General features: G+C 63.3%; 23 protein-coding genes. 19 read left to right on the top strand and 4 right to left on the bottom strand.

The features are described from left to right. The first annotated feature begins 21 nt into the window (after positions 1–21). The 7 genes from AWH62_RS01480 (at position 22) to AWH62_RS01510 (ending at position 6,536) form a co-directional block, all read left to right on the top strand. Positions 22–1,221: a helix-turn-helix transcriptional regulator gene (locus AWH62_RS01480; protein WP_075188679.1), complete on the top strand. Its 1,200-nt coding sequence runs from the start codon at positions 22–24 to the stop codon at positions 1,219–1,221. A gap of 186 nt (positions 1,222–1,407) precedes the next feature. Continuing rightward, entirely contained in the window at positions 1,408–2,172 is a 765-nt protein-coding gene (locus tag AWH62_RS01485; protein ID WP_075188680.1) for a MipA/OmpV family protein, read from the top strand. Between the two features lie 39 nt (positions 2,173–2,211). Next, complete coding sequence (locus tag AWH62_RS01490; protein ID WP_075188681.1) at positions 2,212–2,829, top strand: DUF2306 domain-containing protein; 618 nt, start codon at positions 2,212–2,214, stop codon at positions 2,827–2,829. Between the two features lie 59 nt (positions 2,830–2,888). Further along, complete coding sequence (locus AWH62_RS01495) at positions 2,889–3,521, top strand: hypothetical protein (protein ID WP_075188682.1); 633 nt, start codon at positions 2,889–2,891, stop codon at positions 3,519–3,521. 140 nt (positions 3,522–3,661) lie between these two features. Then, positions 3,662–4,432: a tyrosine-protein phosphatase gene (locus AWH62_RS01500; protein WP_075188683.1), complete on the top strand. Its 771-nt coding sequence runs from the start codon at positions 3,662–3,664 to the stop codon at positions 4,430–4,432. 14 nt (positions 4,433–4,446) lie between these two features. After that, complete coding sequence (locus AWH62_RS01505; RefSeq protein ID WP_075188684.1) at positions 4,447–5,739, top strand: anthranilate synthase component I family protein; 1,293 nt, start codon at positions 4,447–4,449, stop codon at positions 5,737–5,739. Continuing rightward, positions 5,736–6,536: an aminotransferase class IV gene (locus AWH62_RS01510; protein WP_075188685.1), complete on the top strand. Its 801-nt coding sequence runs from the start codon at positions 5,736–5,738 to the stop codon at positions 6,534–6,536. The genes AWH62_RS01505 and AWH62_RS01510 overlap by 4 nt, the downstream gene beginning before the upstream one ends. Here AWH62_RS01510 and AWH62_RS01515 read toward each other — a convergent pair. Genes AWH62_RS01515 through AWH62_RS01525 form a run of 3 tightly spaced genes read right to left on the bottom strand, consistent with a single transcriptional unit; the run spans position 6,533 to position 8,125 of the window. Continuing rightward, the gene (locus tag AWH62_RS01515) at positions 6,533–7,072 is read right to left on the bottom strand and encodes a TadE/TadG family type IV pilus assembly protein (RefSeq protein WP_075188686.1); all 540 of its coding nucleotides are present in this window, start codon (positions 7,070–7,072) and stop codon (positions 6,533–6,535) included. The two genes, AWH62_RS01510 and AWH62_RS01515, sit on opposite strands and share 4 nt — an antisense overlap. Then, positions 7,065–7,622, bottom strand: a complete 558-nt coding sequence (locus AWH62_RS01520; protein ID WP_075188687.1) for a TadE/TadG family type IV pilus assembly protein — start codon at positions 7,620–7,622, stop codon at positions 7,065–7,067. Before AWH62_RS01520 ends, AWH62_RS01515 begins: the two co-directional genes overlap by 8 nt. A gap of 44 nt (positions 7,623–7,666) precedes the next feature. Beyond that, positions 7,667–8,125, bottom strand: coding sequence for a pilus assembly protein N-terminal domain-containing protein (locus tag AWH62_RS01525; RefSeq protein ID WP_075188688.1), 459 nt, complete (start codon positions 8,123–8,125; stop codon positions 7,667–7,669). Between the two features lie 272 nt (positions 8,126–8,397). Between AWH62_RS01525 and AWH62_RS01530 the strand changes: the two genes are divergently transcribed. The 11 genes from AWH62_RS01530 (at position 8,398) to AWH62_RS01580 (ending at position 18,448) form a co-directional block, all read left to right on the top strand. Continuing rightward, a complete protein-coding gene (locus tag AWH62_RS01530; RefSeq protein WP_075188689.1) occupies positions 8,398–8,556 on the top strand; it encodes a Flp family type IVb pilin in 159 nt (52 codons plus the stop codon). 128 nt (positions 8,557–8,684) lie between these two features. Next, positions 8,685–9,176 (top strand): prepilin peptidase, encoded by a 492-nt coding sequence (locus tag AWH62_RS01535; protein WP_075188690.1) that lies wholly within the window; start codon positions 8,685–8,687, stop codon positions 9,174–9,176. Positions 9,177–9,315: 139 nt separating this feature from the next. Beyond that, a complete protein-coding gene (cpaB, locus tag AWH62_RS01540) occupies positions 9,316–10,152 on the top strand; it encodes a Flp pilus assembly protein CpaB (protein WP_075188691.1) in 837 nt (278 codons plus the stop codon). Further along, positions 10,149–11,624, top strand: coding sequence for a type II and III secretion system protein family protein (locus AWH62_RS01545; RefSeq protein ID WP_083634904.1), 1,476 nt, complete (start codon positions 10,149–10,151; stop codon positions 11,622–11,624). Before cpaB ends, AWH62_RS01545 begins: the two co-directional genes overlap by 4 nt. A gap of 11 nt (positions 11,625–11,635) precedes the next feature. After that, positions 11,636–12,316 (top strand): CpaD family pilus assembly protein, encoded by a 681-nt coding sequence (locus tag AWH62_RS01550; RefSeq protein WP_075188692.1) that lies wholly within the window; start codon positions 11,636–11,638, stop codon positions 12,314–12,316. 12 nt (positions 12,317–12,328) lie between these two features. After that, positions 12,329–13,834 carry an AAA family ATPase gene (locus AWH62_RS01555; protein ID WP_233128224.1) on the top strand — a complete coding sequence of 502 codons (1,506 nt, stop codon included), beginning with the start codon at positions 12,329–12,331 and terminating at the stop codon, positions 13,832–13,834. Between the two features lie 7 nt (positions 13,835–13,841). Continuing rightward, positions 13,842–15,365 carry a CpaF family protein gene (locus AWH62_RS01560; RefSeq protein ID WP_075188693.1) on the top strand — a complete coding sequence of 508 codons (1,524 nt, stop codon included), beginning with the start codon at positions 13,842–13,844 and terminating at the stop codon, positions 15,363–15,365. 4 nt (positions 15,366–15,369) lie between these two features. Next, entirely contained in the window at positions 15,370–16,365 is a 996-nt protein-coding gene (locus AWH62_RS01565; RefSeq protein WP_233128225.1) for a type II secretion system F family protein, read from the top strand. 7 nt (positions 16,366–16,372) lie between these two features. Continuing rightward, positions 16,373–17,368: a type II secretion system F family protein gene (locus tag AWH62_RS01570; RefSeq protein ID WP_075188695.1), complete on the top strand. Its 996-nt coding sequence runs from the start codon at positions 16,373–16,375 to the stop codon at positions 17,366–17,368. A 62-nt stretch (positions 17,369–17,430) separates the two neighbouring features. After that, positions 17,431–17,931, top strand: a complete 501-nt coding sequence (locus tag AWH62_RS01575) for a hypothetical protein (RefSeq protein WP_075188696.1) — start codon at positions 17,431–17,433, stop codon at positions 17,929–17,931. Between the two features lie 82 nt (positions 17,932–18,013). Beyond that, positions 18,014–18,448 (top strand): hypothetical protein, encoded by a 435-nt coding sequence (locus AWH62_RS01580; RefSeq protein WP_075188697.1) that lies wholly within the window; start codon positions 18,014–18,016, stop codon positions 18,446–18,448. Here the strand turns inward: AWH62_RS01580 and AWH62_RS01585 are convergent. Further along, positions 18,445–19,239, bottom strand: a complete 795-nt coding sequence (locus AWH62_RS01585; RefSeq protein ID WP_233128226.1) for a tetratricopeptide repeat protein — start codon at positions 19,237–19,239, stop codon at positions 18,445–18,447. The genes AWH62_RS01580 and AWH62_RS01585 overlap by 4 nt on opposite strands. A 126-nt stretch (positions 19,240–19,365) precedes the next feature. Here AWH62_RS01585 and AWH62_RS01590 point away from each other — a divergent pair, with 126 nt between their 5' ends. Beyond that, positions 19,366–20,730, top strand: a complete 1,365-nt coding sequence (locus tag AWH62_RS01590) for a M17 family metallopeptidase (RefSeq protein ID WP_075188699.1) — start codon at positions 19,366–19,368, stop codon at positions 20,728–20,730. Positions 20,731–20,736 lie beyond the last annotated feature (6 nt).

A 20,736-nucleotide genomic window follows, 5' to 3' on the forward strand; every position in this document is an offset into this window, starting at 1 on the left:
ACAAGCACGCGCGAGGATGTGATGGCCGGTCTGTTTTTGCCGTTGGAACTGACCCTGTCTGAATTCCTGGAGCTGGTGGCCGGCGGGATGACAGCCGCGACGGCGCTGTTCGCCGGCCTGTTGCTGCTCGGTCGCGATCACGATGCGCGCATGCGTGCGCTCGGCCTCGCCATCTTCCTGCTTGCGACCGCTGTGTCGGAACTGGATGAGCTTGCGATGCTCGGCGGCGCCTATGTCGCCTATCCGCATCTGGCGATGGTGTTCTGGCCGGTTACCGTGGTGATCGGCCCGGCCATCCTGCTTTATGTGAGGGACATGACCGCGGCTCAGCGACGACCGCTGACGCCGATACGCCTTGTCCGCTATTTCTGGTCGGTTCCCGCAGGCTATGTGATCGCACTGCCATTCTATTTCCTGCCAGCCGACAGAAAACTGGCCTTGTTTGCCGGCGAAACCGACGGGCTCGAGCTGGCCGCTGCCGTTCCCCTGGTCTTGATGGCGACCTTCCTCGTCATCGCATTCGTCTCCCTGGTGATCGCGTACCGGGCCCTGCTCGTTCACACCCGCTCGGTGCGCAACCTGTTCGCCAATATCGAGGACAAGTCGCTGAGCTGGGTGCGGGTGGTCCTGTTTGTCCTGTCGGCGGCCTGGATATGGGGGGCAGTGATGGTGATGTGGCGCTTCGACAATAGTCTGCCGGGCTGGCAGGGCCTCGCGGCAACGGTGCTGGAGTTGGGCTGGGTCTTTGCGTTCGGCTTTTTTGGCGTACGTCAGGCGGCGATCTACAAGCCGGTCGAGCCGGCGACGCCATCGGTGCCGACCGGAAAATATCATCGCTCGGCCCTGGATGCGCCGCGCATGCAACGGATCGCAGGTCGTGTCGCTGCGGCCATGGAGGAGCGGAAGCTATACCGCGACTCAACCCTGTCCCTGCGCCAGCTCTCGGACGAAATCCGGGTCTCCGAGAACTATATTTCGCAAACCCTGAACGACCAGATGGGGCGAAATTTCTTCGACTATGTAAATGCCTGGCGCATCGGTGAGGCCTGCCAGCGCCTCGCCGCCGGAGCCCGGATACTGGAAACCGCGCACGCGACCGGCTTCAATTCACGGTCAACCTTCAATGCCGCTTTCCGCAAGCACACCGGCATGACGCCCAGTGCCTGGCGTCGGGAACCCGAAGTCTGGCCCGATGGATTGCCGCGGCCGGATACCGCCTGAATTTCCTGACTGTTTCACTGTGATCATGTCCGGGCGTGACCGTCCGGACATCTGAATGTACCGGCCTGACGGTCCGGACGACTTTGTGTGCCGCCGACGGTCACAAGTCGAGCCGGCCCGTTGCTCCCATCTCCCCAGATAAGTCCCCCCGGGGGCAGCGGGCGCCAACCAAAGGTGAGAGTGAACATGAAGCTTGTTTATTGCTGGAGTATCCTGGCCTCGGTCGCGGTGGCGTCGAGCCTGTGTTGCGGCAATGTCGGCGCGCAAGAGCCAGAGCGCCGATGGACGTTCGGGCTTGGCGTCGCCATTGAGTCCAATCCCTATCTCGGCGCGACCGATGACACGACGGTCAAGGCGCTGCCCTATATTGCGTACGAAGGTGACCGCTTCTCTGTGTCACCCGAAGGGCTTGAGGTCGGCCTCTACGAAAATGACCGGATCCGCCTAGAAGGGCTTGTTGCACCGCGCTGGCAGTTTTCGGACCCGGCAGACGTGCCCGACCTGTCCGACATGCAGCGGGAAATTTCGGTGGATGCCGGCTTCCGCCTGTCGACCGAAACCGGTCCGGTTTCAATTTCCTTCGACTATCTCACTGACATATCCGGCCGCCACAAGGGCCAGGAAGTGGCTCTGACGGCCGGTGTGGTGTCGCAAATCACGCCGCGATGGACGGTGGCGGCAGAAACCGGTGCCCGTTGGCGTGATGGAGATCTGGGCACCTACATGTATGGCGTCTTTGCCGACGAGGCCCGCCTTGGCCGCCCGGCCCATTCGGTCAGCGGCACTGTATCGCCATTCTTCGGGGCGACCGCCCGATACGCCCTGACGGACCGTGTCGCCCTGGTCGGTGGCGTCGAGTTCGAGATGATCCCCGACGAGGGGCGTGACAGCCCGATCATTGACGCCGACTCCCAGTATGGCGCCTTCCTTGCTGTCACCATGCGGTATTAGGGCTGCATGTCGCGCCGTGCGGGGATCGGGAGGCGGCCCATGGGCTTCATCTGCCAGCGTCCCGGCACGGCGCTGCTCGGACTTGCGGCCGTGGCGGTTTGCGTCGGGTCCCTGGCTTATTTCTCGGCGCCGGTCGGGGATTATCCGTTTGACGAGCAGAACCGCGCCTATGCCGGCCTTCATGATGTGCTGGTGGTCCATATTGCCGCCGGCATGACGGCTTTGCTGGCCGGACCGGTCCAGTTGCTGGTTTGCATGCAGGCCCGGCTCAGGGCGCTGCATCGCCTTATCGGCGTGACCTTTGCCGGCGCGGCGGTGCTATGCGCTGTCTGCGGGCTGATCCTCGCCGGGCATGCGTTTGGCGGTGAAGCCAATGGCGCTGCGTTTTCGGCGTTGGCAGTGTTGCTACTTGTCACCACCGTCATGGGGGTCGGCAAAATTCTCATCCGCGATCCGGCCGGCCATCGTATCTGGATGCTGCGCGCCTATGCGTTGATTTTCTCCGCCGTCACGCTCCGGGCGGAAACTGCGGTCCTTGTGGCCGGTTTCCAACTGGATTTCCCGACCGCTTATGGCATTGCAGCCTGGACCTGCTGGGTGGGAAATCTTGTCGTGACCGAATGGCTGATCCTTGCGCGCGGTGCGCGGCGTTCCTGAACGGTTGTTGTGCCGGGGCAAGTCCGGCTAACCTCCAGCCAGCCAATGCGGATCAGCTCATGTCGACACAATCATCCCCCTCCCTGCCGTCCTGGTTCGGTCGTGCCCTTGTCGAGGGCGTTTTGATCGTCTTTGCGGTCGTGCTCGGTTTTCTCGTCAATGAATGGCGCGAGGATGTGGCGGATCGGCGTGCGGCCGAGGCGGCGATGGGCCGTGTCGTCGCCGAGATCGAGGCCAATATCGAGGCGCTGGAAGCCGTCGCCGGCTATCACGAGGAGGTGGTCGAGCGGATCGGTGCGCGGCTCGCGGAACTCGAGGCCTCGCAGGAGGGGGCCGAGGGCGTGCTGTTTGATGAATTTCCCCGTGTCCTGCCGCGCGGGGTCAACGCGCCGGGCTTGTCGCGTTTTGCCTGGGAGCACGCCCAGCAGCATGGCCGACTCAATGTCCTGCCCTATGCCCGCGTATCCGAGGTCGCCCGGATCTATGAAATGCAGGCCAATGGTGTGGAATCGACTTGGCGGCAAATCGTCGAATTATTGTTTGCCGGGCCGGAAATCATGCGCCCGCAGGATCTCGGCCCCAGCCTGCGCTTCACCCAGATCGGCTTTACCGAACTGGCCTCCCAGGAACGCTTCCTGATCGGCCAGTATGAGCGTTTACTGGAGAGGCTCGACGAGAGGCCGGACGCCTAGCCATTCCGATCCGTCGGCAGATCATTCAGCGGGTGAGGGACAGGCACTAAAGATACATGGTCCCCGTCCTGCTTTTGCGGAGCGAGGCAATTCGGTCAGCGCCCCTTGCCGCGGGGCAGGCGATTGCGTACCTCCGATACATGACTCGCATCACACCGCTCGAAGGCGTCCACAATTTCCGGCATTTCCACGGCTATGAAGGTCGGGATGGCGCACGCGTGAAGGACGGGCTTTACCGCTCCGGCCATTTTTCCCGTGCCAGTGACAATGACTGGAACCATATCGGCGGGCTGGGCATCCGGGTCGTCGCGGATTTGCGCAAGCCGCGTGAACGCACCAACGAGCCCTCCAACTGGCCGGATCCGATCGCGCCGCGCGTGCTGGCCTCCGACAAGGGTGATACCGGCGAGCCGCCGCACTTGCGCTTTTTGCGCATGGGTGTGCACACGCCGGACGGGGTGCGTGACTATATGCTCTCGGCCTATCGCCGCATTCCGATGGAAGAGGGCAATATGGATGTCTATCGCGACGCCTACCGGGCGCTCGCGACCGGCGACGCCGAGGCCGGCTTCCTCGTCCACTGTGCCGCCGGCAAGGACCGGACCGGGATATTCTGCGCCCTTGTGCTCGACGAGTTGGGCGTCGATCGTGATACCGTCATCGCGGATTACGAGATGACCAATCACGCGGTGGATTTCGACGCCATCATCCCGCGCATCCGTGAGCGCGTGCTGGCCGATTATGGCCAGGCCATGGAGCCGGACATGATGCGGGTCTTCCTGGGTGTCGATGGTGATTATCTTCGCCAAGCTTTCGAGACCATGGGCGGGGTCGATCATTATGTGCGTGAGCATCTTGGTATTTCCGAGGATGAACGCGCCGCCCTGCGCGCGCGCTGGCTGACCGGCTGACCCGGCCTCCCGCCATGGCCGCTCCACACCCTGAAACCCATCTGCCCTGGCGCGACCCGCTCGTCGTGTTTGCACCCTGGGCCAAGACGCCGAACGCGCTGCTCCTGCATGATGGTCGCCACAATCGCGCGCGTCTTTTCGTGCATCCCGACCGGGTGATGACCGGGACTGGCCGGGCCGATTTCGATGCACTGGCCGCCATTGCGCGCCGCGAAGGGGGCGTCTGGGCTGGACTGTTCGGCTATGACCTTGCCGCCGCCTTTGAACGCCTGCCGCATCTCGATCCGCGCTGGCCGCCGCTGGCGATGGCCCGCTATCCCGCCTGGGCCGAATTTGATCGGGACGGTGGCATGATCCGGGTTCGCGGCGAATCTGCCGATGCTGTTGCCCGGCTGGCCGATGCCATCAATGCCGTCCCGGACGCGGCGTCGACTGCAGCGGTTGACGCGCGGGCGCTCGACTGGTCGCCGCGTTGGGACCGCAACACCTATCTCGCAGCTGCCGGCAAGGCGCGCGACTATGTCCATGCCGGTGATGTCTTCCAGGTCAATCTTTCGCAAGCCTTTGACGTTTGGCTCGATCCGGTCGACACGCCCTGGCAGGTCTTTGCCCGTCTGTGTGAGGACTCGCCTGCGCCGCATTCCGCCTATCTCTGCCTCGACGCGGACCATGTCGTGCTGACCAATTCGCCGGAGCGTTTCCTCAAGGTCGGGGGGCGCCATGTCGAGGCGCGGCCGATCAAGGGCACGCGGCGCCGATCTGCCGATCCGGCCGAGGACAAGGCCTTGGCCGCTGAATTGTTAGCCAGCGCCAAGGACCGGGCGGAAAACCTGATGATTGTCGACCTGATGCGCAATGACCTGTCGCGGGTCTGTGCGCCCGGTTCGGTCAGCGTGCCGGTGCTGTGCGAGATCGAAAGCTATGCCAATGTCCATCATCTGGTCTCGGTGGTGGAGGGTGACCTTGCCGACGGGCGCGACGGGTTCGACCTTCTGGCCGCCAGCTTCCCGCCCGGCTCGATCACCGGCGCCCCGAAGGTGCGGGCGATGGAGATCATTTCCGAACTCGAGAGCGAGCCGCGCGGCGCCTATTGTGGTGCGCTGGGCTGGATCGACATGGAACGCGGCGATATGGACCTCAATGTCATGATCCGCACGGCGGCCCTGCGCCGCGATGGCGGCCAATGGCGCGCCAGCCTGCGCTCCGGCGGTGGTATTGTCGCCGATAGCGAGCCGGTCGCGGAGTACGAGGAAACACTGACCAAGGTCTCGGCCCTGCGCCAGGCCTTGGGGGCGGGATCGGCATGAGCGGAATTGCTTTCAAGGATGGTGAGTGGATCGAAACCGCCCGCACCGGCTGGAGTCTCGCGGATCGTGGCGGTCTTCTGGGCGACGGCCTGTTTGAAACCCTGCATGTCATCAAGGGCAAGGCGGTCCGTTTTGATCGCCATATGACGCGTCTGGCACGCAGCGCGGCCGAACTCGGCTTGCCGGGGCCACACGACGCTGACGGCATGGCCGGCCTGATCGAGGAATTGGTGGCGCGCAATGCGCTCAAGGACGCGATGGTGCGCCTCACCCTGACGGCCGGGCCGGGGCCGCGCGGTTTGGAGCGGCCCGACGAGCTGGTCCCGTCGCTGACTCTGACGGCCTCGCCCCGCGCTGCGCCGCCCGCCTCCATTGCCCTGTCGCTCAGTGAAATCCGTCGCTCGCCCGCCAGTCTGGCGGCGCGCCACAAGACCCTGTCCTACATGGACAATATCCAGGCGCGCCGGCAGGCGCGCGGGCAGGGGGCTGACATGTCCTTGCTGCTGGATACGCGCGGTCATGTGTCGGGTGGCGACAGCGCCAATGTGTTCTGGCTGATTGCCGGCGAGGTCTATACGCCGGCGACCGCTTGCGGTGTTCTCGCCGGGACGGTGCGGGCCGAGATCCTTGACTCGATGCCGGTCGAAACCGGTGCCTTCGGACTGGATGTGCTGGAGGGGGCTGAGGCGGTGTTCGTGACCAATGCCGCCTTCGGCGCGGTTCCCGTAGCGACGCTCGACGGGCGCGCCCTGGGGACCGGCGAATTGCCGGCGCGGATCAAGGCGCTCTTTGCCTAACTCCGCGAGACGACGATCGAGCGGCGCGGGCGGAGATAGAAGATTTCAGAAATATTGAACTGGCTTACGCCAAGCTCGCCGAACATGGTGTCGTACTCGTAGTTCACTTCGACCATGATGACGGAACGATTGCGTTCCAACACTCCGCTGGGAATGGTCACCGTGCTGCCCTCGGAATAGGGCGCCATGCCTTGCGCGTCGGACCATTGCACTTCGACATTATCGCTGCTGTCCATCAGCACCGAGGTGATGCGGATCTGCAGCGGGGTCGGGTCAAACGGCGCGGCGATGACAGAGCCGGCATTGAGTATGTCGGTCATCTCGTCATCGGTGATGATGTCGTCCTGGGCGACCAGGTCGGCGAGGGCGCTGGAGATCGAGGTGATCTTGCGGTCGATCGACAGGGCCAGGCTGATCTCCACCGAGCCGAGATAGAGCAGGATCATGAACGGCGCGATCAGGGCGAACTCGACCGCGGACACGCCGCGGCGGTCGCGGAAAAGACGGCTGATCGAGCGGGTGAGCGGCTTAATCATCAAAAGGCTCATTGCGGAAAACGGTCGCGGAGGTGATCAGGCGCTGATTGTTCTCCATGTTGGACAGGGCGCCGCCGAAATTGGGGGTCATCAGCGACCAGCGATAAAAGACGCGCACCAGCACGATGTCGCCCGCGTCACCGGGTTCCCAACCAAAATCGGAATTGTCGAGGGCACCATTTTCGTCGATCGGGCTGGACTGGTCGACCGTGTCGAAGTCCTCGAACACCTGCACGTCGATCTCGAGATTATCGCAATCGGCGACTGTCGAGATCAGGTTGCACACTTCCTGACGGAAGCCGGCTTGCGACATGCCACCGGTCTGGGCCTCGCCGGTGCGGATCTTGCGGGCTGACTCCAACACCGCGTTTTCGAGCACGGTACCGGTGAAGAAGACAGCGGCGATTTCGATCATCGCAAAGAGAAGCAGGAAGAAGGGCGCCGCGATCATTGCGAATTCGATCGCGGTTGCACCGTCATGGGCCCGGCAAAAGCGGGCGAGTTGCGCCTGGTGGCGCTTGGGTGCGGCTGTATCTGATGCGGTGGTCATTGGTGTCCCCATCCAAGGCCCGGCTTTTGCGGGCCTCCTCCCTGTTACTGGGGATTGTCGCCGGACATCGCCGTGTCGACGATCGACAGGCGACCACGTTGCTGGTCGGTCAGGGCTTCGGTGCGTTCGGTATCGTCGCCGACGCGCGGGACCTCACCACACACCGCCCCGCAAGACAGGGTGTGCTGGTTCGGGCCGCGGAACAGGGCGACCTGGCCGGCGACCGGATTCGAGACGACGACGTCGCGCTCGTAGATGACGCGGCCGATACGGTCGATGGCGATCACATTGGTGCGGCCCTGCAGGCGACCGGTGACGATCAGTGTGCGGCCGTCATGCACCATGGCGTCGGCGATTGAGGGATTGCCGACCACAATCGCGGAGGCCTCGGCAGGCAGGCGGATCACTTCGGCATGCTCGACAGGCACGGCCAGGTCGTGCGCCGCAACGGGGGCGACGCAGACAATCGCCAGGGTGAAGGCGGTGGCAATCCGGTTGAACATGGCAGGCGCTCCGTGCCGCTGTGTGAAACTGGCGACCACTCTCGCGCGCGCGTCTGAATCTTTTCTAAACGCAGCTGAGATTGTTTGAGCTCTTTGCGCCCGGTTCCCGTTATTTGAATGTTAACTATAGCAGAGGTTCACGCAAATATATGTTTTGTTAAGCACGAATTTTTACTCGGCAGAAAGTCTTCTCGTGTCTATTGGTCAGCGTTCAGGAGGGGTCGGGACGGATCGGCTCCTGATGGTTGGGAACTTTCACGGGAGTATACAAAATGAAAATGATTTCTCGCTTCTTCAAAGACGAATCTGGCGCCACCGCGATTGAGTACGGCCTGATTGCCGCCCTTATCGCTGTTGTCATCATCGGCGCTGTGACGGCTCTTGGCACCGAGCTTTCGGGCAATTTCGACGCAATCACCGCCGCCATCTGATACGGCGTCTGCGTGACACGAATGGCAGGGCCGCTCCAATCGGAGCGGCCCTGTTTCGTTTGCCAACCGCTCATTAAGGCTTCGTGGTCACTCTCCGCAGGAATGGTAGAGGGGGCGAACCCGTGTTGATGCAGATGGTGATACTGGGCCTGGTCGGTCTGATGTTGGTGGCGGCGGTTTTCGATGCCGTCAAATTCATCATTCCCAACTGGTTGTGCGGCCTGGTCGTGCTGACTTTCCCGGTCGCGGTGCTGGCTGCCGGCCTGGGTTGGTCGGACGCCGGCAATCACATGCTTGGTGGCGTGATTGCCCTGCTCATCGGCTTTGCCCTGTTCGCTCCGGGCTGGATTGGCGGCGGCGACGCAAAATTGTTCGCCGCTTCGGCGCTGTGGTTCGGCTGGCCGGAAATCTTCGCATTTCTTATCCATACCGTGATTGCCGGCGGGGTGCTGGTGATCCTCCTCCTTGCCCTGCGCTGGCTTGCCCCGCGCATTCCCGCCCTCGCGGCACGTGTCGAGGGTAGTGCACTGGCGGTAAATGCCCCGGTCCCTTACGGAATTGCGATCGCCGCCGGGGTTTTCTGGAGCCTGCCGAACAGCGTCTTCTGGGGCGCTTTTTAGGCACATTTGAGCGGTGTCTTGCCGGCCCTGAAAAAAGCCCTCATTAGGGGGCATTGTCCCGATAGCATTAACGCGACTTTGAGGAATTCAGCGTCTCCTAGCACATGAATTCGTGTGCCTGAGAGGTTCGAGACGCCTGATGAACGCCGTCCGCATCGCCATTCTTGTCGCCGCCGCCATTGCTGCGGTCGCGGTGGCCATTTTCGTTCGCCAGGCCATGTCCAGCAACGAAACGCCGCAGGTTGTGGAAGTCGAGGAGCGGCCCGCCGTCCGCATTCTTGCGGCCCGCCGTGACGTTCAGATTGGCGAGCGAATCAGTGCTGCTGACTTCTACTGGCAAGCTTGGCCCGATGAGGCCATTGCGCCGGGATATATTGTTGAAAACCGCGGTCAGGCGATTGCCGACTTCGCCGGTTCGGTGGTTCGTGCCCCGATCAGTCAGGGAGAACCGATCACCGGTCGCCGCCTTGTCCAGCCCGGTGATGCCGGTTTCATGGCCGCCGTTCTGACGCCGGGGATGCGCGCCGTGGCGGTACCGATCTCGGCCGAGACCGGGGCGGGCGGTTTTATCCTGCCGAATGATCGCGTCGACGTGATCGTCTCCTTTGAAGAAGAGTCGGAAGGCCGTCGTGGTTCGAGCCGTGCCTTCGTCGCTCGCACGATCGTCGAAAATGCCCGCGTGCTCGCGATTGACCAATCCTTCTCCAGCGATGGTGATGACGAAGTTGCCGTCGGCGAGACTGCGACCTTGGAACTCACCCCCGACCAGGCCCGTGCCGTGTCCGTCGCGGTCGCCCGCGGCGAAATCGCGCTCGTGCTGCGCAGCCTGACCGACAATACCGGTGATCCGGTCCTGGTTTCCGGCGGCAATCTGCCGGAAGCCCCGGCCCAGTCTTTCGAGGAGCGTCGTTCGAGCTCCGTCACCCTGATCCGCTATGGCCGCGCCCAGCAAGTTGCGCTGGGTGGGGACGAATGAGGACCGAGATGATGATCCGCACCCTGCTCCTGCTGGCCAGCCTGGCCCTTGCAGCGCCGGTCGCCGCCCAGCCGGCAGGCACCGAGCGTGGCAATACGATGCAGGTCTATATCCGCGAGCCGGGCAATGGTCCGGTTTCCGAGACGTTGAACCTGCCGCTGTCGAAGGCCGCGGTTGTCCACCTTCCGGTTGATGTCGCGGACGTGCTGGTGACCAATCCTGCGGTGGTCGAGGCCATCGTGCGGACGCCGCGTCGCGCTTACATCATGGGCATGGCGACCGGTCAGACCAACGCCTTCTTCTTTGATGCCAATGGCCAGCTGATCCTGGACCTTAACCTGCGAGTCGAGCGCGACCTGTCGCCGCTGCAGGAATCGATTAACCGCTTTCTGCCCAATGCGCGGGTCGAGGTTGAAGCGATGAATGATCATATCGTGCTGTCGGGCCGTGCCCCGAGCGCGTCGGATGCCGATGCCGCGTTGCGAATCGCCCAGCGCTGGGTCGATGAGCCTGATCACATCCTGTCGATGATCACGGTGGAAGCGCGCGAGCAGGTCATGCTCCGCGTCCGGATCGTGGAAATGCAACGCACCATCGTGCGCCAGCTCGGTGTCAACCTGTCGACCGCCGGCACCACGGGTGAATTCGGTTTCGGGGTCTCGACGCAGCCGGACTTCTCCCGCGTCGGTCGCTTTCTCGGTGGCACGAGTGCCATGCTCGACTGGGTCAGCGGCAATCCGGGCGGTGTCGAAAATGTCAGCGCCTTGTTGCAGGCGATGGAACGGGTCGGCCTGGTCCGCACCCTGGCCGAGCCGAACCTGACCGCGATCACCGGTGAAAGCGCGAACTTCCTGGCCGGTGGCGAATTCCCGGTCCCGGTCGGGCGCGATCGTGATGGCAATATCATTATTGAATACAAGCCCTTCGGTGTCGGCTTGGGCTTTACGCCCGTCGTCCTGTCAGAAGGTCGCATCTCGCTGCGCATCTCGACGGAAGTGTCGGAATTGACGAGCCAGGGCTCGCTCACCTTCCAGTCGAACAATGTCACGGATGATGACGGAAACGTCATCGGTACGGTGCCGGGCCTGACCATTCCCGCCCTCAATGTGAACCGTGCCGAGACCACTGTGGAACTGCCGTCGGGTGGCAGCCTCGTCCTGGCCGGCCTGATCCAGGAAGAAACGCGCCAGAATCTCGACGGGGTTCCCGGTGTCCAGAACCTGCCGGTGCTGGGGTCCTTGTTCCGTTCGCGGGACTACGAGAACCAGGAAACCGAACTGGTCGTGTTGGTGACGCCGTATCTGGTCGATCCGACAAACCCGAACCAGATGCAGACGCCTGCGGACGGATTCCGCAATTCCAGCGAGGCATCGACCCTGCTCTTCGGCCGCATCAATCGCGCTTATTCGGTCCCCGGATCGGATACGGGCGAACGCGGTTGGAGTGGTCCGGTCGGCTTCCTGTTCGAGTAGTGGAGTTGGTGATGGTGGCCTACAAAAAAACAATCGGTGCCCTGATCGGACTGGCCGGCCTTGTCTCGCTTGGCGCCTGTGCCGCGACGCCAACCGGCCTTGGCTTGCCCCAGGCCAGCGCGGTCGCGGAAACCTATCGCGCCGAATTTGCCGTCGACCCCCAGGACAATGGCCTGACCTGGGCACAGCAGCGCGTGCTCGCCTCGGTGGCTGCCGAATACAAGGCTCGCGGCCACGGCCCGTTGGTGATCAGCTATCCCCAGGGCGCGATCAATGAAGACGCGGCCATCGGCGCCATCGCCGAGGCGCGGACCTTCTTCTACGAGCAGGGCATTGACTGGCGCATGATCGCGGGAGGCGCCTATGACGCGCGCGGTCAGCACAATGGCGAGGTGATCTTCTCTTTCGCCCGATATACCGCAGTGGCGCCTGCCGAATGTGATGGCAGCTGGGACCAGATGGCGATGGAATTCGACAACCAGCACCACACCAATTTTGGCTGTGCGATGGCTGTGAATCTGGCCGCCATGGTCGCTGACCCGCGTGACCTGGTCGCGCCGCGCGACATGGAGGCCGGCGACAGCGGTCGCCGTCAGACGGTGATCGACGGTTATCGGGCCGGTGAATCCACCGCCAGCGAGCGCAGTGACTACGAGAGTGGCGCCGTATCCCGCGTCGGTAGCGGAAACTAGGGAGGGCCAGCCATGACCGATGCCAATCGCGCACTGAAGCAAGACCCTTTCCTGGACGGTGATGATCCCTTCCTGGACGCGGCCGATGTCGAACGCCTCCTGCTGGGCGAAGCCACCCGCGAAGAGATGAACCGGCCTCCGGCGCAACAAGCCCCGGTGGACACGTTCGATGATGATTTCGGCGACGATCCCTTCCTGTCGGATGCGGCGCCGGTTCCGGCCAAGCCGGAGCGCGTCATCGACCCGGTATTCGAAGACGTGCAAGATGAAGTCGCGGCGATCCAGGTCGGCGAGTCACTCTACGGCGAAGTCGATAACGACGTGTCAGACCAGCCGGTGCCACGCATCTCGGTCGGCGCTTTTTGTGAACGACCGGAAACCGGGGCGCTGATCCACAATGCCGCCAATGACCGCCGCCTCGCCAAGGCGCATGTGACGGTTGAGCTGGGCGGCTTGCCGGCGGCCATTGAACGCTATCATGACGAGACGACCCCGAACCTGCTGATCATCGAGAGCGGCATGCGCGGACGCGGCCTGTTCGACCAGCTCGAAGAACTGGCCGGGGTCTGCGATCCGGATACCAAGGTGATCATCATTGGCGCCGCCAATGATATCAGCCTCTATCGCGAACTCATGAAGCGCGGCGTCAGTGAATATCTGGTGCCGCCGATGACGCCGATTCACGTGATCCGGACCATTTCCGAGCTTTTCCTGGATCCCGAGCAGCCGTTCGCCGGCAAGACAATTGCCTTTATCGGCGCCAAGGGTGGTGTCGGGTCTTCGACGATCGCCCACAATGCGACCTGGGCCCTGACCGAGGGCATGCAGTCTGATGCCGTGCTGGTCGATCTCGACCTGTCCTTTGGCACTGCGGGCCTCGATTTCAACCAGGACCCGGCCCAGACACTGGGCGACGCCCTGGCCGAACCCGACCGTCTGGATGATGCGTTGCTGGACCGGCTCCTGGTTCGCTGCACGGACCGTCTCAGCCTGTTCTCGGCCCCGGCAACCCTCGACAAGGAATGGGATTTCGGCACCCAGGACTACGAGATGGTGTTGGAGAAAGTCCGTCGCCAGGCGCCCTATGTTGCACTCGACCTGCCGCACATGTGGACGCCTTGGGTGAAGCAGACATTGCTCGCAGCCGATCAGGTCGTGGTCACGGTGGCGCCGGATCTGGCGTCCCTGCGCAATGCCAAAAACCTGTTTGATCTGGTCGCTGGCGCCCGTCCCAATGACGAGCCGCCGCGCGTCGTGATCAACATGGCCGGCATGCCGAAACGTCCGGAAATCCCGATAAAGGATTTCGCCGAAGCGCTGGGCACTCCGCCAACCCTGGTCCTGCCGTTCGAGCCGCAATTGTTCGGCAAGGCGGCCAATAACGGCCAGATGATCACCGAACTCGATCCAAAGTCGAAAGCCGCGGAAGGCTTTTCGCATCTCGCCAGCCTCGTCTCCGGCCGGACACCGGTGGCGATGCCGAAACGCTCACTCATCGCGAAACTTTTCGGAGGCTAGTTAGCCCATGTTCGGCAAGCGTGCCGGAGGCCCGACACCCACGACCGCCCCGCTGACGCCGCCGCCGGCCGCGCCAAAGGCGGAGGCGCGTGCTGAGACGTCGCCGCGTCGCGAGGCCGCTGCAGCCCCGACCGCCCGTCCCGCCGCCAAACCGGCTGCGCCGGCCCCGAAGCCGGTCGCCAAGCCGGCCCCGGGCGCCTATGCCGGCCCCAAGGCCGCCAAACGCACGGTCCGCGCCGCGGAGCCGGGCGGTCGCTCGGAAGAGTATTACGCAATCAAGACGACGATCTTCAACGCCCTGATCGACACCATCGATCTGGGTCAGTTGGCGCGTCTGGACAATGAAACCGCGGCCGAGGAAATCCGCGACATTGTGACCGAGATCATCTCGATCAAGAATGTCGCCATGTCGATCGCCGAGCAGGAACAACTGCTCCAGGACATCTGCAATGACGTCCTCGGTTTCGGCCCGCTGGAACCGCTTCTGGCCCGTGATGACATCGCCGACATCATGGTCAATGGCGCCGACAAGGTCTTCATCGAAGTCAACGGCAAGCTCGAAGAGACAAACATCCGTTTCCGCGACAATGCCCAGCTGATGAATATCTGTCAGCGCATCGTCAGCCAGGTCGGCCGCCGCGTCGATGAAAGCTCGCCGATCTGTGACGCCCGCCTGATGGACGGTTCGCGTGTCAACGTGATCGCGCCGCCCTTGGCGCTGGACGGTCCGACACTGACAATTCGTAAGTTCAAGAAAGACAAGCTGACGATGCAGAATCTGGTGGAGTTCAACTCCATCACGCCGGAAGGCGCCAAGGTCCTGTCCATCATCGGTGCCTCGCGCTGTAACGTGCTGATCTCCGGCGGTACCGGTTCGGGTAAAACGACGCTTTTGAACTGCATGACCGGCTTCATCGAGGAAGACGAACGGGTCGTGACCTGCGAAGACGCCGCCGAACTTCAGCTGCAACAGCCACATGTCGTGCGACTGGAGACGCGTCCGCCGAACCTGGAAGGGTCCGGGATGGTGACCATGCGCGATCTGGTCAAGAACTGCCTGCGCATGCGTCCCGAACGGATCATCGTCGGTGAGGTGCGTGGCCCGGAGGCGTTTGACCTCCTGCAGGCCATGAATACCGGCCATGACGGCTCGATGGGCACGCTGCACGCCAACTCGCCGCGCGAGGCGATGTCGCGGATCGAGTCGATGATCACGATGGGCGGTTACAACCTTCCGGCCCGGACGATCCGCGAGATGATTGTCGGCTCGATCGACGTCATCGTCCAGGCGGCCCGCTTGCGCGATGGTTCGCGGAAAATTACCCACATCACCGAAGTGGTCGGCATGGAAGGCGATGTCATCGTCACCCAGGACCTCTTCCTCTACGAGATCAAGGGCGAGGACGAGCACGGCAAGATCATCGGTCAGCACGCCTCGACCGGTATCGCGCGTCCGAAATTCTGGGACCGCGCCCGCTATTTCGGCCTGGAGCGCGAGCTCGCCAACGCGCTCGACGCGTCGGAGGCCTGACGCGATGGGCGGTGACATGGCCTTCATCCTCGCTGCCGCGGCTGCCTTCATGGCGGTCGGCGGTGTCGGCTGGGTCGTCACCGGCGCGGCCGGAGACGCGCAGTCGAAAAAACGCATGAACCGGGCCGTCGGCACGGGCGGATTGCAACGCGGACGGCGTCAGGCCTCGGCCCTCGACCAGGCCGCCCAGCGCAAGCGCCAGGTCCAGGAAACGCTCAAGGATCTTGAACAGCGTCAGCGCGACCAGCGCAAGAAGTCGCTGTCGGTCAAGGCGCGCATCCAGCAAGCCGGCATGTCATTCACGCCCGCTGTTTTCTGGGTGGTATCAGCCTGTCTGGCCGTGGTCGGCATGTTGGTTGCCTTGCTCACCGGTCAGAAGCTCCTGGTGATCGGGGCGGTCGGCCTGATCAGTGGTCTGGGCTTGCCGCGCTGGTGGTTGGGCTTTCTGCGCGGACGACGCCAGAAGCAGTTTTCCGGCGAATTCGCCAACGCACTGGATGTCATCACCCGCGGTGTGAAGTCTGGCCTGCCACTCAATGAATGTCTGAAAATTCTCTCGGTCGAGAGTCCCGAACCGGTGCGCACCGAATTCGAGAAACTTGTGGAAGGCATCGCGGTCGGCGTGTCACTGCCCGACGGTCTCGACCGGATGTGCGAGCGCATGCCGCTGCCCGAGCTGAACTTCTTTCGCACCGTGCTGATCATCCAGCAGAAGACCGGCGGCAATCTGGCCGAGACGCTGGGCAATCTCTCCACCGTGCTGCGCTCGCGCAAGATGATGCGCGAAAAGGTCGGCGCGCTGGCGTCGGAAGCCAATGCTTCGGCCGCCATCATCGGCTCGCTGCCGCCCGGCGTGTTCGGCATCGTCTATGCCACCACCCCGTCCTATATGAGCCAGATGTTCACTCACCCGACCGGCCAGTTGATGTTGCTCGGCGGGGTGACCTGGATGTTCATCGGCATCATGGTCATGCGCGGCATGATCAATTTCAAGATCTGAGGCGGTCATGTTCGGCATCAGCTTTACCGACATACGTGATTTCCTCACCGATCCGCAGAGCCTGATCGCCATGGTCGCGGCCATTCTGGTTTTCGCCACGATCGTCACCCTGTCGTCGCCGGCGATGGGTACGGACAAGCTCGACAAGCGCATCAAGTCGGTCAACAACCGCCGCGAGGAGCTGCGTCGCAAGAGCCGAGAGGCACTGGAAGCCAATGCCCGCGGCGGCAAGGGGTCGATCCGCGGGGCCGAGGCCAAGGGCCTGGTCCGCTCGATCGTCGATGCGCTCAACCTGCAAAAGGCGTTCGAAGATCCGGCCCTGCACGAAAAGCTTGCCCAGGCTGGCATGCGCGGCAGCCGGCCGGCGATGACCTTCTATTTCTTCCGCTTGCTGTCGCCGATCATCCTGTTCGTCCTGGCCTTGTTCTATGTCTTCGTGATCAATGATTTCGGCCTGCCGCAGATCACCCGCGTCTGCTTCTCCTTCGGGCTCGGCCTGCTTGGGTACTACGCCCCGAACCTCTACCTCTCCAATCTCGCGACCAAGCGCCAGCAATCGATCATGGGCGCCTTTCCCGACGCCCTCGACCTGCTGTTGATTTGTGTCGAAAGCGGGATGTCGATCGAAGCCGCCTTCCACAAAGTGTCGAGCGAAGTCGGCTCGCAATCGATTGAACTGGCCGAGGAATTGTCGCTGACCACAGCTGAGCTGTCCTATCTGCAGGATCGCCGGACCGCCTATGAAAATCTCGCCAAGCGCACCAATCACCCCGGGGTCAAGGCGGTTTGTACCTCTTTGATCCAGGCCGAGCGCTACGGTACGCCGCTGGGACAGGCCCTGCGGGTGATGGCCAAGGAAAACCGGGACATGCGCCTCGCGGCTGCCGAGAAGAAGGCAGCGTCCCTGCCGGCCAAGCTGACCGTGCCGATGATCGTCTTCTTCCTGCCGGTCTTGTTCGTCGTCATTCTCGGTCCGGCCATCATCCGCTTCAATAGCATGTGACGAATCCGTTCTGGCGCGTTACTTGAATGGTATCGTGCATGTTGAACAGGTGGACACAGCCCATGTTTTCCGGGCGAAAAACGGCCGACAAGCTCCGCGAGGAAATCCGCAGCGCCGATTCTGCTGTGGGTGAAACCATGAGTGCGCTGGCGGCTGACAAGATCGAGGCGGCCCGCCGCGCCCTGTCGCATGCGCCCAAGACGCATTTCGCCGACATGGGCTGGAAAGTCGGTCTGGCCGGCGCGATGATCGAGCTGAAGGCCGGCAAGCGCAAACAGGGTCTGCAAAAGCTGATCACCGTCTGCTCGCGTCTTGACGACACATCCCTGTCCCGCGACGACAAGAACTATCTGCGTCTTTATGCGCTTTATCGCGGCAGCGAGGCGTCGAAAGATGGCCGGGCGCCGGTCGAGTTGCGTGAACTGGTCGAGGATTTCCGTTTCGACCACACCCTGGTCACGCCCTTGTTGCGCAAGGACTTTCCGCTCAAGGTCCTCGACGATGCCGAGGTCGCGCCGCCACCACCTCCCCCGCCACCGCCTGTGCACAGCAACAGCCACTGAATATTTGTATTCCGCGGATGATGTCGCGCGGGTTACAAAGAGGCCGGGGCGAGGCGATGATACAGGTGATCGGGATCATTACATGAAATTATCGCGTGACGTGGCGCTCTATTGGGCAACGGTCCTGCTGTGCGGATATGGCGCGTTTACCTATGCGCGCTGGGGCGTGCTCGAGCTCTTGGTGCGCACCGGCACCTGGCCGAGTGATCGTTTCAGCTTTGACGCCTACGGCTATGTCGCCAGCATGTCGGTGCTTCAGGAAGCAGTCTTCCTGATCGCCCTGTTCGCGGCGTTGGTCGCATGGGTGATGCTGCTCATGCGGTCTCGCTGGTCGGCCTTTGCCTATGGCGCATTCTTCTTCGCCTCCATGGTCGACTGGCTGCTGCTGGTCGGCAACCCGTTCATCGGCATGGAAATGAATGGCTATTTCGGGATCACGGTGAACCTGATCGCGCTCTCGGCGATCATTCTCATCACGTCGATGGGTCTGTTGAATGGACGTCCGGCGCGACGCTAATTCTCGCGCACAGCGTCATAGCGGCGGTTGGTGGTCAGCATGGCGCGGATATAGGCCATGTTGGCTTCTGCCATTTGCGGTGAGACATCGACCCGGGCCAATTCCTCGGCTTCGGTAAACCTGCCTTGCAGGGCGATCACCAGCGCCAGGTTCTGGCGCACGGTGGCGTCGGCACCCGGACGCACCATGGCTTCCCGCAGCATGCGTTCGGCCGTGTCGGGTTCGCCGGCGGTGACGTAGGACATTGCGAGATTGGACAGGATGGCCGGTTCACCGGGCGACAGGGTCAGCGCCTGGCGGAAGGCGCCCCGCGCGGCTTCGCTCTGGCCGGCCTGTTCGAGGGCGACCCCGAGGGCATTGTGGATTTGCCAGCGCGTGCTGTCGATCTGGCTGGCGCGGCGCAGTGATTCGATGCCGGCGACGCCGCGACCGGCGGCGGCCAGCGCGCTGCCATGGGCCAGCAGAAGATCGGCATTGTCCGGATAGAGGGCCAGCGTTTGCCGTGCGACTTCGCTGGCGCGCTGGTGATTGCCGAGCTGACGCAGGGTGCGCGACAATTCCAGCGCGGCTTCCAGGTCCGACGGGTTGAGGTCGAAGGCTTCGGCCCAGAAGGCGGCCTGGGTCAGCATGTCTTGGCTGCGCACGGCCTGACGCTCGCTGGCCGAGGCCGGCACGATCGTGTTGGCGTTCATCGTGTCGATGACAGCCTGTTCCTGCTCGGTCGGTGCCGTGGTCGCGCAGGCCGCGAGCAGGAGGGCGCCGAGCGGGGCGAGGGCGATGAGTTTGCGCATGGTCAGAACCGGGCCACTGTTAAGCATGACTTGAATCTGCGCTGCGCCGGTCAAGAATGGGTTAATCCGCCCGCTCACTCCGGACCGGCAACAGGATTCCCGCCCGGAGCCATGAAAGGAACACCCATGACCGCCCTCATCGCAACCGCTTCGGATTCCCGGATTCTGCGCCTCGTCGATGAGGCCGGTGCCGAGGCGGCGATCGCAGCCCTGGCGCCGGAACACCGCAGCCTGGCAGCCGGTTTCATGGGCAAGCCGGGTCAGATCGCACTGCTGCCGGATGCGGCCGAGGCCGGGGCCTTGTTCGGGACCGGCAAGGGCAAGGACGCGTTTGTGCTTGGCGCCGCGCCGCTCACCCTGCCGGAAGGCAATTGGCAGCTGGAGAACCTGCCCGCAGGCTGGGATGCGACGCTGACGGCCACGGCCTGGGCGCTGGGCAGCTACATGTTCACGACCTACAAGCCGGCGCCGCGCGCGGCGGCATGTCTGGTGGCGCCGGAGGGTGCCGATCTCGACGAGGCGAAGGCCGTCGCCGAGGCGGTGCACCTGACCCGTGATCTCGTCAACACGCCGGCCGACCGGATGGGGCCGGAGGGTCTGGAGGCGGCCTTCCGAGCGCTCGCAAACCAGTTCGGGGCGACGGTCCGGGTGACACGCGGCGATGATCTCCTGTCGCAGAATTATCCGATGATCCATGCCGTCGGTCGCGCTGCCGGTGAAGCGCCGCGTCTGCTTGAGCTGGAATGGGGCGATGACAGCCATCCGCGCCTGGCGCTGGTCGGCAAGGGCGTGACCTTTGATACCGGCGGTCTCGATCTCAAGGCAGCGCAATTCATGCGCCTAATGAAAAAGGACATGGGCGGCGCGGCCAACGCGATGGGGCTGGCCCGTATCGTGATGGCGCGCAATCTGCCGGTTCGCCTGCACCTGCTTGTTCCGGCCGTCGAGAATGCAGTCGGGGCAGGGGCGTTTAGGCCCGGGGATATCATCGACTCGCGCAAGGGGCTGACGGTCGAGATCGACAATACCGACGCCGAGGGCCGTCTGGTGCTGGGTGACGCCCTGACCCGTGCCACCGAGGAGGATGTCGACCTGCTGATTGATTTCGCGACGCTGACCGGCGCCGCCCGGGTCGCGCTGGGCCCGGAAGTGGCGCCGTTCTACACCGATGACGACGTGCTTGCGGCGGATCTCGCGAAAAGCGCCGGCACGGTCGCCGATCCCTTGTGGCGCATGCCCTTGTGGGACGGGTATGAGGGCGAAATGGACGGGGAGATCTCGGATCTGGTCAACAGTGCCGCAACGCCAATGGCCGGCTCGATCACCGCCGCGCTCTTCCTGCGCCGCTTTGTCGGCAAGGCCCGCTGGGTGCATTTCGACATTTTCGCCTGGAACCCCAAGTCTCGCCCCGGCCGGCCCAAGGGCGGTGACATGCACGCAGCGCGCGCCGTTTACCAAATGCTCAAGGAGCGGTTCCAGAATAAGGGCTGATCAAAC

The organism is Maricaulis sp. W15 (assembly GCF_001924955.1).
Classification (GTDB): domain Bacteria; phylum Pseudomonadota; class Alphaproteobacteria; order Caulobacterales; family Maricaulaceae; genus Maricaulis; species Maricaulis maris.

Excerpts from the sequence above, each read along its gene's own strand:
- AWH62_RS01565 (WP_233128225.1), top strand. The coding sequence starts at position 15,370 with ATGGGCGGTGACATGGCCTTCATCCTCGCTGCCGCGGCTGCCTTCATG.
- AWH62_RS01530 (WP_075188689.1), top strand. The coding sequence starts at position 8,398 with ATGAAAATGATTTCTCGCTTCTTCAAAGACGAATCTGGCGCCACCGCG.
- AWH62_RS01555 (WP_233128224.1), top strand. The coding sequence starts at position 12,329 with ATGACCGATGCCAATCGCGCACTGAAGCAAGACCCTTTCCTGGACGGT.
- AWH62_RS01550 (WP_075188692.1), top strand. The coding sequence starts at position 11,636 with ATGGTGGCCTACAAAAAAACAATCGGTGCCCTGATCGGACTGGCCGGC.
- AWH62_RS01575 (WP_075188696.1), top strand. The coding sequence starts at position 17,431 with ATGTTTTCCGGGCGAAAAACGGCCGACAAGCTCCGCGAGGAAATCCGC.
- AWH62_RS01500 (WP_075188683.1), top strand. The coding sequence starts at position 3,662 with ATGACTCGCATCACACCGCTCGAAGGCGTCCACAATTTCCGGCATTTC.
- AWH62_RS01580 (WP_075188697.1), top strand. The coding sequence starts at position 18,014 with ATGAAATTATCGCGTGACGTGGCGCTCTATTGGGCAACGGTCCTGCTG.
- AWH62_RS01510 (WP_075188685.1), top strand. The coding sequence starts at position 5,736 with ATGAGCGGAATTGCTTTCAAGGATGGTGAGTGGATCGAAACCGCCCGC.
- AWH62_RS01490 (WP_075188681.1), top strand. The coding sequence starts at position 2,212 with ATGGGCTTCATCTGCCAGCGTCCCGGCACGGCGCTGCTCGGACTTGCG.
- AWH62_RS01485 (WP_075188680.1), top strand. The coding sequence starts at position 1,408 with ATGAAGCTTGTTTATTGCTGGAGTATCCTGGCCTCGGTCGCGGTGGCG.
- AWH62_RS01560 (WP_075188693.1), top strand. The coding sequence starts at position 13,842 with ATGTTCGGCAAGCGTGCCGGAGGCCCGACACCCACGACCGCCCCGCTG.
- AWH62_RS01505 (WP_075188684.1), top strand. The coding sequence starts at position 4,447 with ATGGCCGCTCCACACCCTGAAACCCATCTGCCCTGGCGCGACCCGCTC.
- AWH62_RS01570 (WP_075188695.1), top strand. The coding sequence starts at position 16,373 with ATGTTCGGCATCAGCTTTACCGACATACGTGATTTCCTCACCGATCCG.
- AWH62_RS01545 (WP_083634904.1), top strand. The coding sequence starts at position 10,149 with ATGAGGACCGAGATGATGATCCGCACCCTGCTCCTGCTGGCCAGCCTG.
- AWH62_RS01585 (WP_233128226.1), bottom strand. The coding sequence starts at position 19,239 with ATGCGCAAACTCATCGCCCTCGCCCCGCTCGGCGCCCTCCTGCTCGCG.
- AWH62_RS01590 (WP_075188699.1), top strand. The coding sequence starts at position 19,366 with ATGACCGCCCTCATCGCAACCGCTTCGGATTCCCGGATTCTGCGCCTC.
- AWH62_RS01480 (WP_075188679.1), top strand. The coding sequence starts at position 22 with ATGGCCGGTCTGTTTTTGCCGTTGGAACTGACCCTGTCTGAATTCCTG.
- AWH62_RS01495 (WP_075188682.1), top strand. The coding sequence starts at position 2,889 with ATGTCGACACAATCATCCCCCTCCCTGCCGTCCTGGTTCGGTCGTGCC.
- cpaB (WP_075188691.1), top strand. The coding sequence starts at position 9,316 with ATGAACGCCGTCCGCATCGCCATTCTTGTCGCCGCCGCCATTGCTGCG.
- AWH62_RS01525 (WP_075188688.1), bottom strand. The coding sequence starts at position 8,125 with ATGTTCAACCGGATTGCCACCGCCTTCACCCTGGCGATTGTCTGCGTC.
- AWH62_RS01535 (WP_075188690.1), top strand. The coding sequence starts at position 8,685 with ATGCAGATGGTGATACTGGGCCTGGTCGGTCTGATGTTGGTGGCGGCG.
- AWH62_RS01520 (WP_075188687.1), bottom strand. The coding sequence starts at position 7,622 with ATGACCACCGCATCAGATACAGCCGCACCCAAGCGCCACCAGGCGCAA.
- AWH62_RS01515 (WP_075188686.1), bottom strand. The coding sequence starts at position 7,072 with ATGATTAAGCCGCTCACCCGCTCGATCAGCCGTCTTTTCCGCGACCGC.